The sequence below is a fragment of the Chloroflexota bacterium genome (genome assembly GCA_018825785.1).
Classification (GTDB): domain Bacteria; phylum Chloroflexota; class Dehalococcoidia; order JACVQG01; family JAHKAY01; genus JAHKAY01.
In genome coordinates this window covers 36,206-51,640 of the sequence record JAHKAY010000007.1, presented here as the reverse complement: position 1 = coordinate 51,640, position 15,435 = coordinate 36,206, and the positions used below count along the sequence as shown (strand labels likewise).

The 15,435-nt window shown below is 64.0% G+C and carries 15 protein-coding genes; 14 read left to right on the top strand and 1 reads right to left on the bottom strand.

Annotated features, from left to right (window positions below):
* Positions 1–46: 46 nt before the first annotated feature.
* Positions 47–2,572 carry an FAD-dependent oxidoreductase gene (locus KJ624_01820; GenBank protein ID MBU2008581.1) on the top strand — a complete coding sequence of 842 codons (2,526 nt, stop codon included), beginning with the start codon at positions 47–49 and terminating at the stop codon, positions 2,570–2,572.
* A gap of 30 nt (positions 2,573–2,602) precedes the next feature.
* On the opposite strand, the gene KJ624_01815 is transcribed toward KJ624_01820, so the two are convergent.
* Positions 2,603–3,061, bottom strand: a complete 459-nt coding sequence (locus KJ624_01815; GenBank protein MBU2008580.1) for a hypothetical protein — start codon at positions 3,059–3,061, stop codon at positions 2,603–2,605.
* 387 nt (positions 3,062–3,448) lie between these two features.
* Between KJ624_01815 and trpE the strand changes: the two genes are divergently transcribed.
* Genes trpE through KJ624_01750 form a run of 13 tightly spaced genes read left to right on the top strand, consistent with a single transcriptional unit; the run spans position 3,449 to position 15,431 of the window.
* Positions 3,449–4,900 carry an anthranilate synthase component I gene (trpE, locus tag KJ624_01810; protein ID MBU2008579.1) on the top strand — a complete coding sequence of 484 codons (1,452 nt, stop codon included), beginning with the start codon at positions 3,449–3,451 and terminating at the stop codon, positions 4,898–4,900.
* Entirely contained in the window at positions 4,897–5,916 is a 1,020-nt protein-coding gene (trpD, locus tag KJ624_01805) for an anthranilate phosphoribosyltransferase (GenBank protein ID MBU2008578.1), read from the top strand. Before trpE ends, trpD begins: the two co-directional genes overlap by 4 nt.
* Positions 5,913–6,689: an indole-3-glycerol phosphate synthase TrpC gene (gene trpC / locus KJ624_01800; protein MBU2008577.1), complete on the top strand. Its 777-nt coding sequence runs from the start codon at positions 5,913–5,915 to the stop codon at positions 6,687–6,689. Before trpD ends, trpC begins: the two co-directional genes overlap by 4 nt.
* On the top strand, positions 6,676–7,299 hold the full coding sequence (locus tag KJ624_01795) for a phosphoribosylanthranilate isomerase (GenBank protein ID MBU2008576.1): 624 nt from the start codon (positions 6,676–6,678) through the stop codon (positions 7,297–7,299). Before trpC ends, KJ624_01795 begins: the two co-directional genes overlap by 14 nt.
* Complete coding sequence (trpB, locus tag KJ624_01790) at positions 7,286–8,488, top strand: tryptophan synthase subunit beta (protein ID MBU2008575.1); 1,203 nt, start codon at positions 7,286–7,288, stop codon at positions 8,486–8,488. The genes KJ624_01795 and trpB overlap by 14 nt, the downstream gene beginning before the upstream one ends.
* A 50-nt stretch (positions 8,489–8,538) precedes the next feature.
* Positions 8,539–9,315, top strand: coding sequence for a tryptophan synthase subunit alpha (trpA, locus tag KJ624_01785; protein ID MBU2008574.1), 777 nt, complete (start codon positions 8,539–8,541; stop codon positions 9,313–9,315).
* A gap of 18 nt (positions 9,316–9,333) precedes the next feature.
* Positions 9,334–10,689, top strand: a complete 1,356-nt coding sequence (locus KJ624_01780) for a TrpB-like pyridoxal phosphate-dependent enzyme (protein MBU2008573.1) — start codon at positions 9,334–9,336, stop codon at positions 10,687–10,689.
* 39 nt (positions 10,690–10,728) lie between these two features.
* Complete coding sequence (locus KJ624_01775; GenBank protein MBU2008572.1) at positions 10,729–11,922, top strand: DNA double-strand break repair nuclease NurA; 1,194 nt, start codon at positions 10,729–10,731, stop codon at positions 11,920–11,922.
* A gap of 15 nt (positions 11,923–11,937) precedes the next feature.
* Positions 11,938–12,186: a sulfurtransferase TusA family protein gene (locus KJ624_01770; protein ID MBU2008571.1), complete on the top strand. Its 249-nt coding sequence runs from the start codon at positions 11,938–11,940 to the stop codon at positions 12,184–12,186.
* Positions 12,187–12,663 carry a DsrE/DsrF/DrsH-like family protein gene (locus KJ624_01765; protein ID MBU2008570.1) on the top strand — a complete coding sequence of 159 codons (477 nt, stop codon included), beginning with the start codon at positions 12,187–12,189 and terminating at the stop codon, positions 12,661–12,663.
* Positions 12,664–12,688: 25 nt separating this feature from the next.
* The gene (locus KJ624_01760) at positions 12,689–13,249 is read left to right on the top strand and encodes a hypothetical protein (protein ID MBU2008569.1); all 561 of its coding nucleotides are present in this window, start codon (positions 12,689–12,691) and stop codon (positions 13,247–13,249) included.
* Positions 13,246–14,817, top strand: a complete 1,572-nt coding sequence (locus KJ624_01755) for an ATP-binding protein (protein ID MBU2008568.1) — start codon at positions 13,246–13,248, stop codon at positions 14,815–14,817. Before KJ624_01760 ends, KJ624_01755 begins: the two co-directional genes overlap by 4 nt.
* A gap of 44 nt (positions 14,818–14,861) precedes the next feature.
* The gene (locus KJ624_01750; GenBank protein ID MBU2008567.1) at positions 14,862–15,431 is read left to right on the top strand and encodes an aminodeoxychorismate/anthranilate synthase component II; all 570 of its coding nucleotides are present in this window, start codon (positions 14,862–14,864) and stop codon (positions 15,429–15,431) included.
* The last annotated feature ends 4 nt before the right edge of the window (positions 15,432–15,435 follow it).

Here is a 15,435-nt window from a genome sequence, read left to right as displayed (position 1 = left end):
GCGACTTGTGGCGAGGCCTGGGAAGCCCTAAACTTGAATTGTTCGCATGGCCGGTCAGCTTTCTCGGGTGGCGGTTATCGGTGGGGGGCCGGCGGGGAGCTTCTTCGCCCTCTACCTCATCCACTTTGCCCGGGAGCGGGGCCTGACCCCGGAGGTCCATATTTATGAGCCCCGGGACTTCGGCCTGGCCGGGCCCAGGGGGTGCAACCGCTGTGCCGGCATCCTCTCCCTCTCCCTCCTGCGGAATATTGGGGAACTGGGCCTGGAGGTCCCCCCGGAGGTTATCCAGGCCCGCATTTCTACCTATGCCCTTCAAAGCCCCTATGATTACATGGAGATTCAAACCCCTTCTCCGGGGGGGGAGATATACAGTGTCTATCGGGGTTCGGGGCCCCTGCGCTTTCCCCTCCATCCCAGTGTCAGCTTTGATAGCTATCTCCTGGGGGTGGCGAAAAGCTGGGGTGCCTGGGTGTTGCCCTATCGGGTTGGGGCCCTGCGCCTTCATCCCCGCCCGGCAGCGGAGGTGTTAGGGGAGTGGGTAGAATATGACCTGGTGGTCCTGGCCACCGGGGTTAACTCTTTGCCCCTCTCCGGGGAAGGACTGGCCTACCAGCCCCCCCGAACCCATCGCATGGCCCAGGATGAGCTGCGGGCCCGAAAGGAGGATGTCCAGGAAGCCTTTGAGGGCAGGGTGAGGGTCTTTCTCTTCCCCCACTCCGACCTGGTCTTCGGCACCCTCGTCCCCAAGGGCCCCTTCATCAATGTCTCCCTCCTGGGCAGGAAGGGCCCCCCCTCGGTGAAGGAGTTCCTCTCGCACCCTCTGGTGAAGGAGGCCCTGCCCTTCCCCTATGAGCAGGCCTGCGGTTGCCGCCCCCTTATCTCGGTGGGCCTGGCCCGTAACCCGGTGGGGGAAGGCTTTGTGGCGGTAGGGGATGCCGCCGCCACCCGGCTCTACAAAGACGGTATCGGCTCTGCCCTCCTCACCGCTCGCCAGGCGGCCCATACTGCCGTCCACTATGGCACCACGGCCTGGGCCTTTGCCCGGCACTACCTGCCTTTCATCCAGGCCATCCAGCGGGACAATAGCTATGGCCGTCTCCTTTTCTCCCTCCACTCCCGGCTCAAGGACTCCCGTAGCTTTTTCATGGCCCACGCCCGGCTGGTGGGGGAGGGGAGCCCCCGCCCCGGTCCCAGGCCCTACCACCGGGTGATGTGGGGGATGTTCACCGGGAGCTATAGCTACAGGGAAATCCTGGGGACCACCTTGAGGCCCTCCTTTATCCCCCGTCTCAGCCTTCAGGCCTTGAGGGAGAAGCTCCGGGGGAGAAGGCTGGGCCCTTGCCGGGTCCTCATCCTGGGGGGAGGCTTCGGTGGGGTATATACTGCCCTCCACCTGGAAGGGGCCTTGGGAAAACAGCCCGTGGACATTACTCTGGTGAGCCGGGAGAACTTTTTCCTCTTCACCCCACTTCTCCATGAGGTAGCTACGGGGGGCATTGAGACCCGTCACATCGCCTACCCCATCCGCAGCCTGCGGGGCAAGAGACGTTTCTCCTTCATCCGGGCGGAGGTGGAGGCCGTGGACCTGGAGAAGAAGATGGTCCGCACCGACCGGGGGCTTTTGCCATATGACTACCTGGTTCTGGCCCTGGGGAGCGTTACCGATACCCGCCAGCTCCCCGCCACCGCCCCCCATGTCTTCACCCTCAAGACTCTCAACGACGGCATGGTCATCAGGAACCATCTCATCTCCCTTTTTGAGGAGGCGGATGCTAATCCGGGAGGGGGGGGACTCTTGACCTTTGCCGTGGCCGGGGGTGGGGCCACCGGGGTCCAGTTCATCGCCGAGATGAGGGACTTCATCTTCCGTTTTCTCCTGAAAAATTACCCCAGGGTGGACCCGAAGAAGGTCCGTCTCCTTCTTGTCCAGAACCAGGACCGCCTTCTGGAGGACATGCATCCCAGCCTGGCTGCCTACGCCCTCCAGGTGCTGAGGAAGAAGGGGATTGAAGTCTGGCTGGGCTCAAAGGTCACCCGGGTCCTGCCTGGGGCTGTGGAGATAAATGGCGAGGAGATAATATCCACCCGCACCCTGGTGTGGACGGCGGGGGTCCGGGCCAGCCCGGTGGTGGAGGCCCTGCCTGTGGAGAAAGACTCTCTGGGGCGGGTGAAGGTCAACCGCTACCTGGAGGTGCCGGGTTTCCCCGGTGTCTATGCCCTGGGGGATAATGCCTCTTTTATTAACCCGGCCACAGGTTCTCCCCTCCCCACCCGGGCCCACATCGCCGTCCGCCAGCCCCGGGTTGTGGCGCGTAATATCCTGGCCGACCTCTTCGGGGGCAGGAAGCGCCCCTGCCCTGTCCCCTGGATGGCAGAGACGGTCTCCCTGGGCAGTCGGGGGGCGGGGATGGAACTCCTGGGCCTTCGCCTCTTTGGCCTGCCCGCCCGCTTTCTGTGGCTGGTGAGCTACCTGTTGCTGGTCCCCAGCGTTTATGTGCGCACCCGAGTCCTGCTGGACTGGCTCCTGGCCCTCATCTTCGGCCGGGATACCACCCTCATCCGCCTGCGCTAGGGCTATATGCCCCCTGGCTACAGGCCAGCTTTATCCGGGTCCGGGGGCCTGCTCCTGAGCCGGGGGCTCGGACCGGGGCCGAGGAATCGCCTTGTCCAGGACCACCAGCCATCTATCGGTGGCATCTATCAGGTCGCGCAGAACTCTCTTCATTGCTCGGTCGTTGTAATGCTCTGGCTTAGCAATGTAGTAGCGGGCATCAGTAATCTTGTGGAGCCTGGCGGTGAGGTCAGCGTCCAGGGGGTCGCGGCCCAGGGCGTTGCCCAAGATGCCTACGAACACAGCCAGTAAGTCCTGGCTTGGGAGGCTTCGGATATAAGAGTCCCACGCCAGGACCAAGGAAACCTTCATCTTTTCATACGAAAGAAAAATGTCCGACAAGATACCACCAACCTTGAAGCGGTCAAGCGTCTCTTCCTGAATTTCAGCCTTCATCCGCTCCAGATGTTGCTTCAGGTTGGCAGCTTCCAAAGCCAGGTCATCTAGCACGTCGGCCTCCTAATGAGCTATCTTCTGGTGTCTCTTGAGGCCATATTATACCCCAACCGTGTCAGCCTGTCCTAGGGAGAAACTTGACAAAGGGGAGGCCAGGCTTTAAGATGCGGACAAGTCAATATCGTAAAGGCTGGGAACCGGACTAGTAGGCCCCAGGGGCCCTGGCCCAGAGAGCCGGGGAAGGTGTGAGCCGGCGCCAGGGCGGGGGCTGAATGGACCGGGGAGCCGCAAACCGAAAGGGAGACTGAGTAGGCCTTGCCGGAGGGGCACCGTTAAAGGCCCAGGGTATCCTGAGGTACCCGAGAAGAGTAGAATGAAGGGTGGCACCGCGAGAGCCCCTCGCCCCTTCGGGCGTGGGGCTTTAGTTTTTGAGGGGTCTTGATGTACATACCGGACCTGGCCACTTTTCAGAAGGCCTATGATGGCCGCCTCTTCCCGGTTTTCCGGGAGCTGCGGGCAGACCTGGAGACGCCCGTCTCCGTTTTCCTCAAGCTCTGCCGCCAGGCCCCCTCCTTCCTCCTGGAGAGTGTGGAAAAGGGGGAGCAGGTGGGCCGCTACTCCTTTATCGGAAATGCCCCATCTCTGGTCCTGGAGGTGAGGGGGGAGGAGGCGGTGGTCCGCAGGGGGGCGCAGGTGGAGAAGGTGTCCCTTTCCGCGAGCTTTGACCCCCTCCACCTCCTCAGGGACCTTCTCCAGGGCCACCAGGTAGTGAGGGTAGCGGGGATGCCCCGGTTCATGGGCGGGGCGGTGGGCTACCTGGGGTATGACACGGTCCGCTATTTTGAGGACCTCCCTCCCTGCCCCCGGGACGAGCTGGGCCTCCCCGATGCCGTCTTCATGTTCGTGGATACCCTGGTCATCTTTGACCATGTGAAGCAGCAGATGAAGGTCCTCTCCTGCTGTCACTCCCACCAGGAGGGGGTGGAGAAGATAGAGGAGGTGATGGAGGCCCTGGCCTCACCACTGCTCCCGGAAGGGCTCCCCTCCTTGGGGAAAGGGGGTGGCCTGAAATCCGATGTTACCCCTCAGGAGTACATGGAGAGGGTGAGGAGGGCCAAGGAGTATATCCTCGCCGGGGACGTTTTCCAGGTGGTCCTCTCCCACAGGCTGAGGCGTCAGACACAGGCCCATCCCTTCGCCATCTACCGGGCCTTGAGAAGGCTCAACCCCTCCCCTTACATGTTCTACATGGACTTCGGCCCCTTTCAGCTCATCGGCTCTTCTCCGGAGATGCTGGCAAGGCTGGAGGGCGTACAGGCGGAGACCCGTCCCATCGCCGGCACCCGGCCCAGGGGCAGGACCCTCGAGGAGGACGAGGCCACGGGACGGGAGCTCCTCGCCGACCACAAGGAGAGGGCGGAGCATGTGATGCTGGTGGACCTGGGACGCAATGACCTGGGGCGGGTCTGCCGCTTCGGCACGGTGGGGGTGCCCCTCTATATGGGCCTGGAGAAGTATTCCCATGTTATCCACATAGTCTCCTCGGTCCAGGGGGAGCTGAGGGAGGGGGAGGATGCCTTCAGCCTACTCCGCTCCTGCTTCCCCGCCGGGACCCTTACCGGGGCCCCCAAAATAAGGGCCATGGAGATAATCACCGAGATGGAAGGGACCCGCCGGGGCCCCTACGGCGGGGCGGTGGGCTATTTCGGCTTTGACGGCAGTATGGATACCTGTATCACCATCCGCACCATCGTGAAAAAGGGCGATACGGTCTACCTCCAGGGAGGGGCAGGCATTGTGGCCGACTCCCGCCCTGAAGGGGAGTATGACGAGAGCATGAAGAAGATGGAGGCCCTGGCCAGAGCGGTGGAGATGGCGGAGGCCGGCATATGATAAAGGACGCCATTGCCCGCCTGGTAGAAAGGCAGTCCCTCAGCGCGGAGGAGGCGGAGGGGGTGATGGGGGAGATTATGCACGGGGAGGCCACCCCTGCGCAGATAGCGGGCTACCTCACCGCCCTCAGGATGAAGGGGGAGACGGTAGAGGAGATTGCCGGCTCCGCCCGGGCTATGAAGGCCCATGCCGTCAGGGTGGAGGTGGGGCGTGAGGGCCTTGTGGATACCTGTGGGACAGGCGGGGACGGGGCCCACACCTTCAACATCTCCACCGCCGCCGCCCTGGTAGTGGCCGGGGCGGGCCTTCCGGTGGCCAAGCACGGCAACCGCTCCGCGTCCTCCCGCTGCGGCTCGGCGGACCTCATGGAGGCACTGGGGGTGAAGATAGACCTGGGCCCCCAGCAGGTGGCCCGCTGTATAGAGGAGGTGGGGATAGGCTTCCTCTTTGCCCCTCACTTCCACCCCGCCATGAGATATGCTGCCCCGGTGAGAAAGGAACTTGGGGTGCGCACCATCTTCAACATCCTGGGGCCTCTGGTAAATCCTGCTTCCCCTTCCGTTCAGCTCCTGGGGGTCTTCAGCGCGGAGCTCACTGCCCCCCTGGCCCAGGTGCTCTCTCAACTGGGCACCCGCAGGGCCCTGGTGGTCAATAGCGGAGATGGCCTGGATGAGCTCTCCACCACCGGCCCGAACCAGATTAGCGAGCTGGAGGGGGGCAGGGTGAGGACCTATACCCAGGACCCGCAGGAACTGGGCCTGCCGCGGGCCCGCATTCAGGATTTAGTTGGGGGGGGTGTGGAGGAGAACTGCCGCATTACCCTGGCGGTGCTGGGGGGGGAAAAGGGGCCGAGAAGGGATGTGGTCCTGCTCAACGCGGGGGCGGTGCTATACGCGGCGGGGAAGGCGCCCGACCTCAGACATAGCCTGGGCCTGGCAGCCTGGGCCGTAGACAGCGGGGCTGCCAGGAAGAAGCTGGAGGAGCTGGTGGCTTTTACCAAGGGGCTGGGGAAATGATTCTGGAGGATATCCTCCGCTCCACCCGGCGGAGGCTGGCGGAGGCAAAGAGCCATCTTCCCCAGAAGGAACTGGAGGCCCTGGCTCTCAAGGCCTCGCCGCCCCGCGACTTTGCCGCCGCTTTGAAGGGGGGAGGCACAGCCATCATCGCTGAAATCAAGAGGGCTTCACCTTCCCGGGGGGACCTGTGTTCTCATCTGGACCCCGCACTCCTGGCCCGGTCCTACTGGCAGGCGGGGGCGGTCGCCCTCTCCGTCATCACCGAGCCGGAGTTCTTTAAGGGTAGCTTTGAGGACCTGGCCAGGGCCCGGGAGGCCACCCCCCTCCCGGTGCTGGCCAAGGGCTTCTTTTTGGACCCCTACCAGCTCTACCAGGCCAGGGGCAGCGGGGCGGATGCTGTCCTTTTCATCGCGGGAGCCCTGGGGGAAAGATTACTCGCGGAGCTGATGGCCCTTGCCCACAACCTGGGAATGGCCTCCCTGGTGGAGATGCACCGGAGGGAGGAGGTAAGGACAGCCCTCAATGCGGGGGCCCGGCTTATAGGGATAAACAACCGGGACCTGGACACCTTCTTGGTTGACATAAATACGACCCTCAGGCTCCTGCCCCTTATACCGAAGGGGGTCCTGGTGGTGAGCGAGAGCGGGATCAAGAGTCAAAAGGACATTGAAGTCCTGAAGAAATCGGGGGTGAGGGCCTTCCTGGTGGGGGAGGCCCTGGTCCTGGCCCCCGACCCTGAAAAAAAGCTCAGGGAGCTTTGTGGTCAGGGTTAAGATCTGCGGCATCACCAGCCTGGAGGACGCCCTTGTGGCCCTGGAGGCCGGGGCGTATGCCCTGGGCTTTGTCTTCGCCTCCAGCCCCCGGCAGATAGACCCGGAAACGGCATCCCGCATCATCTCCCGCCTTCCCCCCCTGGTGACCAAGGTGGGGGTCTTTGTGGATGCCCCCCTGGCCCGGGTAAGAGAGGTGATGGCAGGGTGTCACCTGGACCTGGCCCAGCTCCACGGCGAGGAAAGCCCGGAATACTGTCAGGAGCTTTCTCCGCGTGTCGTCAAGGCCTTCCGGGTGCGGGATGACGGGGTCCTTTCTCAGCTCCCCCGCTACCAGCTGGCGGCCTACCTGCTGGACAGCTATGTCCCGGGTGTGGCGGGGGGCTCGGGCCGGACTTTTGACTGGGAAATAGCCCTCCAGGCCAGGAAGTACGGGCCTATCATCCTGTCCGGGGGCCTCAACCCTGAGAATGTACGCCGGGCCATAGAGCTGGTCAGGCCCTACGGGGTGGATGTCTCCAGCGGGGTGGAGGCCCGGCCCGGGAAGAAGGACCCGGAGAAGCTCAAAGCCTTCTTCAAGGCAGTAATGGAGGCTGAGGGTGTCCTTACCTGACCGGAGGGGCTATTTTGGCCCCTATGGGGGCCGCTATGTCCCCGAAACGCTTATCCCCGCACTCCAGGAGCTGGAGCGGGAGTACTCGCGGGCCCGTAGGGAACCCGCCTTCTGGCAGGAGCTGGAGGGCCTGCTCCGGGACTATGCAGGCCGGCCCACGCCCCTCTATTTTGCCCGCTCCCTCACCGAAAGGCTGGGAGGGGGCAGAATCCTCCTCAAGCGGGAGGACCTCTGCCATACCGGCGCCCATAAGATAAACAACGCCCTGGGCCAGGCGCTCCTGGCCCGGCGGCTGGGCAAGAGACTGGTGGTGGCCGAGACAGGGGCCGGCCAGCACGGGGTGGCCACCGCCGCCGTCTGCGCCCAGATGGGCCTGAAGTGCCTCGTCTTCATGGGCGAGGACGACATAGAACGCCAGTCGGCCAACGTCTTCCGAATGAGGCTCCTTGGGGCGGAGGTGCGACCTGTGGCCTCGGGCACAAAGACCCTCAAGGATGCCATCAACGAGGCCATCCGCTACTGGGTGACCCATGTCCAGGAGGCCTACTATCTCCTGGGCTCGGTGGTGGGGCCCCACCCCTACCCCACGATGGTCCGGGACTTCCAGAGCGTCATCGGCCGCGAGAGCCGCGAGCAGGTGCAGAAAGAATACGGCCGCCTGCCGGACTACATCGTGGCCTGTGTGGGGGGTGGCTCCAACTCCATCGGCATCTTCTATCCCTTTCTTGAGGACAACGATGTGAACCTCATCGGGGTGGAGGCGGCGGGGAAGGGCCTGAGGAGCGGGGGGCACGCCGCCTCCCTGGTCAAGGGGGAGGTGGGGACCCTCCACGGAGCGCGCTCCTATCTACTCCAGGATGAATACGGCCAGGTCTCATCCACCCATTCCATCGCCCCTGGCCTGGACTACCCGGGGGTGGGGCCTGAGCACAGCTATCTCAAGGACACTGGCAGGGTGAAGTATGTGGCCGTGGGCGATGCCCAGGCGCTGGATGCCTTCCAGCTCCTCTGCCGGACCGAGGGCATCCTCCCCGCCCTGGAGCCCGCCCACGCCCTCTTCCATGCCTGCCGGATAGCCAAAAGGCTCTCCCCGGACAGGCTCATCCTTGTCTGCCTCTCGGGCCGGGGGGACAAGGACATCCACATCGTGGCCGAGGCCCTGGGCGGCATGCCGTCGGGGCAAGAGTAGCAGGCTGTGGAGAGGGGGCCAGGGGGTGAGGTATCCGACGGCAGGACACCATGAGCCGTATTGAAAGGGCCTTTGCCTCCCGCAAGGCCCTCATCCCCTACATCACCCTGGGCTATCCCTCCCCGGAGACAGCGCTGGAGGTGGTACCGCGTCTGGAGGAGTGGGGGGCGGACATGGTGGAGCTGGGCATCCCTTTCTCCGACCCCCTTGCCGATGGCGTTACCATCCAGGAGGCGAGCCTTCAGGCCCTCTCCCGGGGGATGAACCCGAGGCTGGCCCTGGAGATAGCTTCACGGCTCAGTAGGAAAGTAGCCCTGCCCCTTGTCTTCATGACCTACTACAATCCCGTCTTTCACTTCGGCCTCTCTGCTTTCTGCCGGGCCTGTGCCGAAAGTGGAGTGGATGGGTTGATTGTCCCCGACCTCCCCCCCGAGGAGGGAGTGGACCTGGGGAGGGCCTGTGAGAAAAACGGCCTGGACCTGGTCTATCTCCTGGCCCCCAACTCGGGGGAAAGCCGGATAAAGCTGGTTGCGGGGAGGTCCCGGGGCTTCATCTATCTGGTCTCCCTCACTGGGGTCACCGGCCCCCGGGAGGCCCTGCCCAAAGGGCTGGAAGCCTTTGTGAAACGGGTGAGAAGGGAAACCTCGCTCCCCCTGGCCGTTGGATTCGGCATCGCCGGCCCGGAGCAGGCAAAGAGAGTGGCCCGTGTGGCCGACGGGGTCATCGTTGGCAGCCGGATAGTCCAGCTTATCAAAGATGACCCGGGCCTGGGAAAGCTGGGGGAATTCGTCCGGGGCCTGAGAGAGGCACTGGACTCAGCAATATAGGTAAGAAAAGGAGGTAACATGGAGGCAACCAAGATTATCCTCACTGAGAAGGAGATGCCCAGCCACTGGTACAATGTTCTCCCCGACCTGCCCACCCCCATGCCACCCATGCTCCACCCCGGGACCAAGGAGCCCACCAGGCTTCCCCCGCCCCTCTTTGCTGCAGCCTGTGACGAGCAGGAGTTCAGCAAGGAGCGCCTCATTGAGATCCCCGATGAGGTCCTGGGGGTCTACAAGCTATGGCGGCCCACCCCCCTCATCCGGGCCCGCAGGCTGGAGAAGGCCCTGGGCACCCCGGCCCACATCTACTACAAGTATGAGGGGGTGAGCCCGGCGGGGAGCCACAAGCTCAATACCGCCGTGGCCCAGGCCTACTACAACAAGGTTGAAGGCGTTAAGCGCCTGGCCACCGAGACAGGAGCGGGACAGTGGGGCAGTGCCCTGGCCATGGGCTGCCAGTTTATGGGCCTGAAGCTCAAGGTCTATATGGTCAGGGTGAGCTATCACCAGAAACCCTACCGCCGCATCCTGATGGAGACATGGGGTGCCCAGGTGGTCCCCAGCCCCAGCCAGGATACCAACACCGGAAGGTCTATCCTGGCCCAGGAACCGGACAACCCGGGGAGCCTGGGTATCGCCATCAGCGAGGCGGTAGAGGACGCCGCCACCCACGACGACACCAAGTACTCAATTGGCTCAGTGGTGAACCATGTCCTCCTCCACCAGACCATCATCGGGCAGGAGGCCATGCTCCAGATGGAGAAGGCGGGGGAGTATCCCGACATCATTGTGGGCTGCGTGGGCGGGGGGAGTAACTTCGCCGGGATGTTCCTGCCCTTTGTCAGGGAAAAGCTCCAGGGGAAGCGGAACCCGCGGATAATCTGCGCGGAGCCTGAGGCCTGCCCCAGCCTCACCCGCGGACTTTACCGCTTTGACTACGGTGATACTGCTGGCCTGGCCCCCATAGTGAAGATGTACACCCTGGGCCATACCTTCATGCCGCCCCGCATCCACGCGGGAGGCCTGAGGTATCACGGCATGGCCCCCATCATATGCTACCTCTACGACCGGAAACTGGTGGAGGCCGTGGCGGTGCACCAGAACCCGGTGTTTGAGGCCGCGGTGACCTTCGCCCGGACCGAGGGCATCCTCTCCGGACCGGAGCCTGCCCACGCCATCCGGGTGGTCATAGATGAGGCCCTGAAGTGCAAGCAGACGGGGGAGAAGAAGGTCATCCTCCTGGCCCACTCAGGCCACGGCCACTTTGACCTCCAGGCCTACGACGAATACCTCACCGGGAAGCTCGCAGACTTTGCCTATCCCAAGGAGAAGGTGGAAGAGGCCCTGGCCCACCTGCCGCAGGTGCCTGGATGAACTCTGCCCCTGCGGAAGGGGCCATGATATAATCTGAACATGGGCCTGGACCTGGGCCAGGTGGTTCCCCAAATAGAGGAAATGGCCTCCCGGCTCAAGGATGGCTGGAAGGAGGCCGAAGTCCGTCTGGCTCTGGCCCTGGAGACCCTCCAGCACCACCAGGGGGCCTGGCAGGGGCTGGGGGAGAAATGCCAGTCCGCCCGGACCACCTGGCTGGTGGCCGGGCTGGTGGAGGGGCTGGGGGAGTCCCACCCCCTCCCGCCCCTTCCTTCCCAGTTCAGCGTCCTGGGGGTGGACGGCTCCCAAATTGCCCTTGACCGGCATATGCCGGTGCGCTGCTACCTCATCAACGGGGGCTTGGCCCGCCTGCACTACGGCCGGGAACCCTCCGCCGGGCTTGTCCGGAGGGCCAGGCTTTTCTCCCGGGAGGAGGACCTGGTTATGCCCGACCCCTCGGGCCTGAGGGCCGAGCCTGTGGAAGGGGCCCTCCTGGCGGCCAGGAGGTGGCTGGAGGAGGTGGCCTTCCTGGCGGAGGCCCTGAATGAGGAGGGGCCTTTTCCCGTCCTGGCCCTCCTGGACGGCTCCCTGGTGCTGTGGGGCCTGGCGGGGCAGGCCTGCCCCGAGTTTGTCCGCCAGGCCTTCCTGGAGAGGGGCCTGGTCCCAATTCTGGACGGGATGGAGGCCATGGCCCGGAAAGGCCCCCTGGCCCTGGCCAGCTACATCAGCCTCCCCCGCTCCACCGATGTGGTGAATGCCCTTAGGGTGGCCCTCTGCCCCTATGAGCCCCCCGACTGCGACCGCCACTGCCGGGGAAAGAAGGACAGGGAGTGTAATGGGGTAGCCGGGGTGGAGGACAGGGCCCTCTTTGCCCCCCTCCTGAAAGCGGGTGAGCGCTCCCCCCTCTTCCTCACCCGCTCCTCCGTCGTGGAGGAGCACTACGGCCGCCACCAGGTCTTCTTCTTCTATCTGAAGGGGGAGGAGGAGATGGCCAGGGTGGAGGTCCCCTCCTGGGTGGTCCAGAGGAAAGAGCTGGTGGACCTGGCCCATGCCTTGGTCTTTGACCAGGTGAGAAGGGGAGGGGGCTACCCGGTGGCCCTGGTCGAGGCCCATGAGCAGGCGGTGGTCAGCGCCCAGGACCGGGAGGCCTTCTGGTCCCTGGTGGGAGAGGTGGTGGGCTACCTCCCCTCCGCCGCCTCCCAGAAAAACCAGAGCAAACGCACCCGGTGGGTGTAGGAAGAGGTGAAAATGATGGAGACCATAAAGGCCGATAGAGTAGTCGATACCAGGGGCCTTCTCTGCCCTATGCCGGTGGTCAAGGCCAAGCTGGCCCTTGAAGAGATGAAACCTGGCCAGGTGGCTAAAGTCCTGGCCACGGACCCCGGCTCCAGGATGGACTTCCCGGCCTGGTGCAATGAGACAGGGAACAAGCTCCTCCGGGCCGAGGAAGAAGGGAAGGGCCTCTACACCTTTTTTATTCAGAAAGCCCGGGAGGTCTAGATGGCGGAGAAAGAGCGCAAGCGGGTGGCCCTTGTCGCCTCCAAGGGGACCCTGGACATGGCTTATGCCCTGCTCATCATAGCCAGCACCGCTGCGTCCATGGGCTGGGAGGTGGGCATCTTCTTTACCTTCTATGGTTTTGACATCGTGAACAAGAGGAAGGTGCACCGGCTGAAGGTAGCCTCCCTTGCCAATCCCGCCGCCCCGCTGCCCGTGCCCAACATCCTGGGGGTCATCCCCGGGATGACGGCCGTGGCTACCTGGATGATGAGGCGGATGATGAAGAAACAGAACATGCCCACCGTCCCCGAGCTGCTGGACCTCTGCCGCAAGTGGGGGGTCCGGCTCTTCGCCTGCTCCACCACCATGGGGATGATGAGCATTAAAGACGAGGACTTGGTGGAGGGGACGGAGTGTGCCGGGGCCGCCGCTTTTCTGGAATATGCCTCCAAAGCCCAGGTGACCCTTTTCATCTAGAATGCAAGCGACCAGAATCGGCGAGGTGGTCCAGGTCTCCACGCAGGAGTTCGCGGCCCAGTGCTATGAGCTCCATCAGCCCCCTCCCTTCGCTTCCCTGGTGAGGACCAGGGAGGGGGAGACGGATATCTTCGCCGTGGTCTATCACGCCGAGACCGGCCCCCTGGAGCCAGGGAGGCGTCCCGTGGCCCGGGGCCGGGAGGAGACGGAAGAGGAGGGGGTCTATCGCTCCCACCCCCAGCTTTCCCGCCTTCTAAGGACGGAGTTCAGGGCCTGGATAGTGGGCCACCGGGTGGAGGGCAAGCTGGTCCAGGCCCTTTCCCCCCGCCCCCCTAAGCTCCACAGCTTTGTCTACCTGGCAAAGACTGACGAGATAGGCGAGTTCGGGTCTTCCCTTCACTTTCTGGGGCCCCTGGCAACGGCACCCCTCCCTTCCCGCGAGGAGCTCATCCCTGCCTTTCTCCTCCATCTGGCCGGGTCCCGGGAGGACCGGGAGGAGTTCCTGCTCCGGGCGGGGAAGGAGCTTACCCTCCTCCTCCGGGGGGATGCGCCCCGGCTTCAGTCATTGCTGCGGAGGCTGTCTTGAGCGGGAAAGTGCTGGGGAGGGTGGTGGGAGGCAGTCTCGTCCAGGGGCTGAGGGTCCGCCTGGAGGAGGGGGTATCGGTGGAGGCGGTGGGGGTCGGAAGGTATGTGACCATTGAGGGGGAGAAAAGCCGCTTCTTCGGCCTCATCACCGATGTGGAACTGGGGGCACTGGAAAGGGGCCTGGAGCTGGATGTCTCGGACCCCTATATTGCCCGGGTCCTATCCGGCACTGGGGTCTTCGGCACCATCAAGGTCCTGCCCCAGCTCGCCTTGGGGGTGGTGGGGCTGGAGGCCCCCCCGCCTGCCCGTACTATCCCCGCCCCCTTCTCCCTGGTGCGGGAGGCGTCGGAGCAGGATATAGCGCTGGTCTTCGGGTCTGAGGACGACAGGCACTTCTATATCGGGAGCCCCCTGGACCTGGAGGTGAAGGTCTGCCTGGACCTAGACAGGTTCGTCCAGCGTTCGGGGGGCATCTTCGGCAAGACCGGCACCGGCAAGACCATGCTCACCCGGCTCCTCCTGGCGGGCATCCTCCAGCGGGGCCAGGCCTCCAGCCTGGTCTTTGATATGCACAGCGAATACGGGTGGGAGGGTGAGAGGGAGGAGGGGGGGGTGGTCAAGGGCCTCAAACAGCTCTTCCCCTCGCGGGTGGCAGTCTTCACCCTGGACGAGGAAAGCGCGCGGAGGAGGGGGGTGAAGACCGACTTCAACGTCCTTATCGGCTACGATGAGATTGAGCCCGGGGACATCGCCCTCCTCCGGGAGACCCTGAACCTCACCGACCTGGCCGCCCAGGCCCCCTATGGCCTGGCCCGCCACCTGGGAAAAGGCTGGCTGGAGTCCTTCCTCAGCTACTCGCCCGCTCAGGTGAAGGACCTGGCAGAAAGCCTTAAGGAGCACGAGGCTACCCTTCTTCACCTCCACCGACGCCTGGAACAGCTAAAGCGTCTGCCCTTTCTGCTGCCCCATTCCCCGGAGAGCGCCGTGGAGCGTATCCTGGGCTACCTGGAGAAGGGGCTCACGGTGGTGCTGGAGTTCGGCCGCTACTGGGACATCGTCCCTTATATGCTGGTGGCCAACCTCCTCAGCCGCCGCATCCATGACCAGTATGTCCAGAGGGCAGAGAGGGCCCGGGGGGAGAGGGCCCCCCATCCCCGTCCCCTGGTCATCACTATAGAGGAGGCCCATCGGTTCCTCAGCCCTGAGCTCTCGCGCCAGACCATCTTCGGCACCATCGCCCGGGAGGGGCGCAAGTCATATGTCACCCTCCTGGTCATTGACCAGCGCCCCTCCGGCATTGACGAGGAGGTGATGAGCCAGGTGGGGAGCAAGATAACCTGCCTCCTGGACAACGAGAAAGACGTTGACAGCGTCCTGGCGGGGGTCTCGGAAAGAACAGAGCTCAGGAAAGTCCTCTCCCGTCTGGAGTCCCGCCAGCAGGCCCTCGTCTTCGGAGATGCCCTGCCTGTCCCTGTCGTGGTCCGGGTCCGGGACTACACCTCTATCTATAAGAGGCCCCCGGAGCTCAAGGGTGTGGAGCAGGACAGGAAAGACCTCTGGGAGGAATAGAGGAGTGTTCTTATCTTCAGCTAGAGTTGTGCTATAATCCCGACATGGTCCTGGTCATAGACAACTACGATTCCTTCACCTACAACCTGGTGCAGTACCTGGGGGAGCTGGGCTGGGAGCCCCTGGTCCGCCGTAACGATAAGACCAGCCTGGAGGAGATAGAGGCCCTCTCCCCAAGCCATATCGTCGTCTCCCCCGGCCCCTGCACCCCCCTGGAGGCCGGGCTGTCCAATGACATCATCGGCCATTTTGCCAGCACGATACCCATCCTGGGGGTGTGCCTCGGCCACCAGAGCATTGGCCATGTCTTCGGGGGGAGGATTGTCCGGGCGAAGAAGCCCATGCACGGCAAGACCTCCCTCATCCACCATGACGGCAGGACCATCTACCGGGGCCTGCCCGACCCCTTTGAGGCCGGCCGCTACCATTCCCTGGTCATTGAGCCGGAGAGCGTGCCCCCGGTCCTGGAGGTCACGGCCCGCACCGATAGCGGGGAGATAATGGGGGTGAGGCACCGGGAATACCCGGTAGAGGGGGTCCAGTTCCATCCCGAGTCCATCCTCACCTCCCTGGGCCACGACCTGCTCAAGAACTTCCTCGGCCAGCAGCCCTGAACCA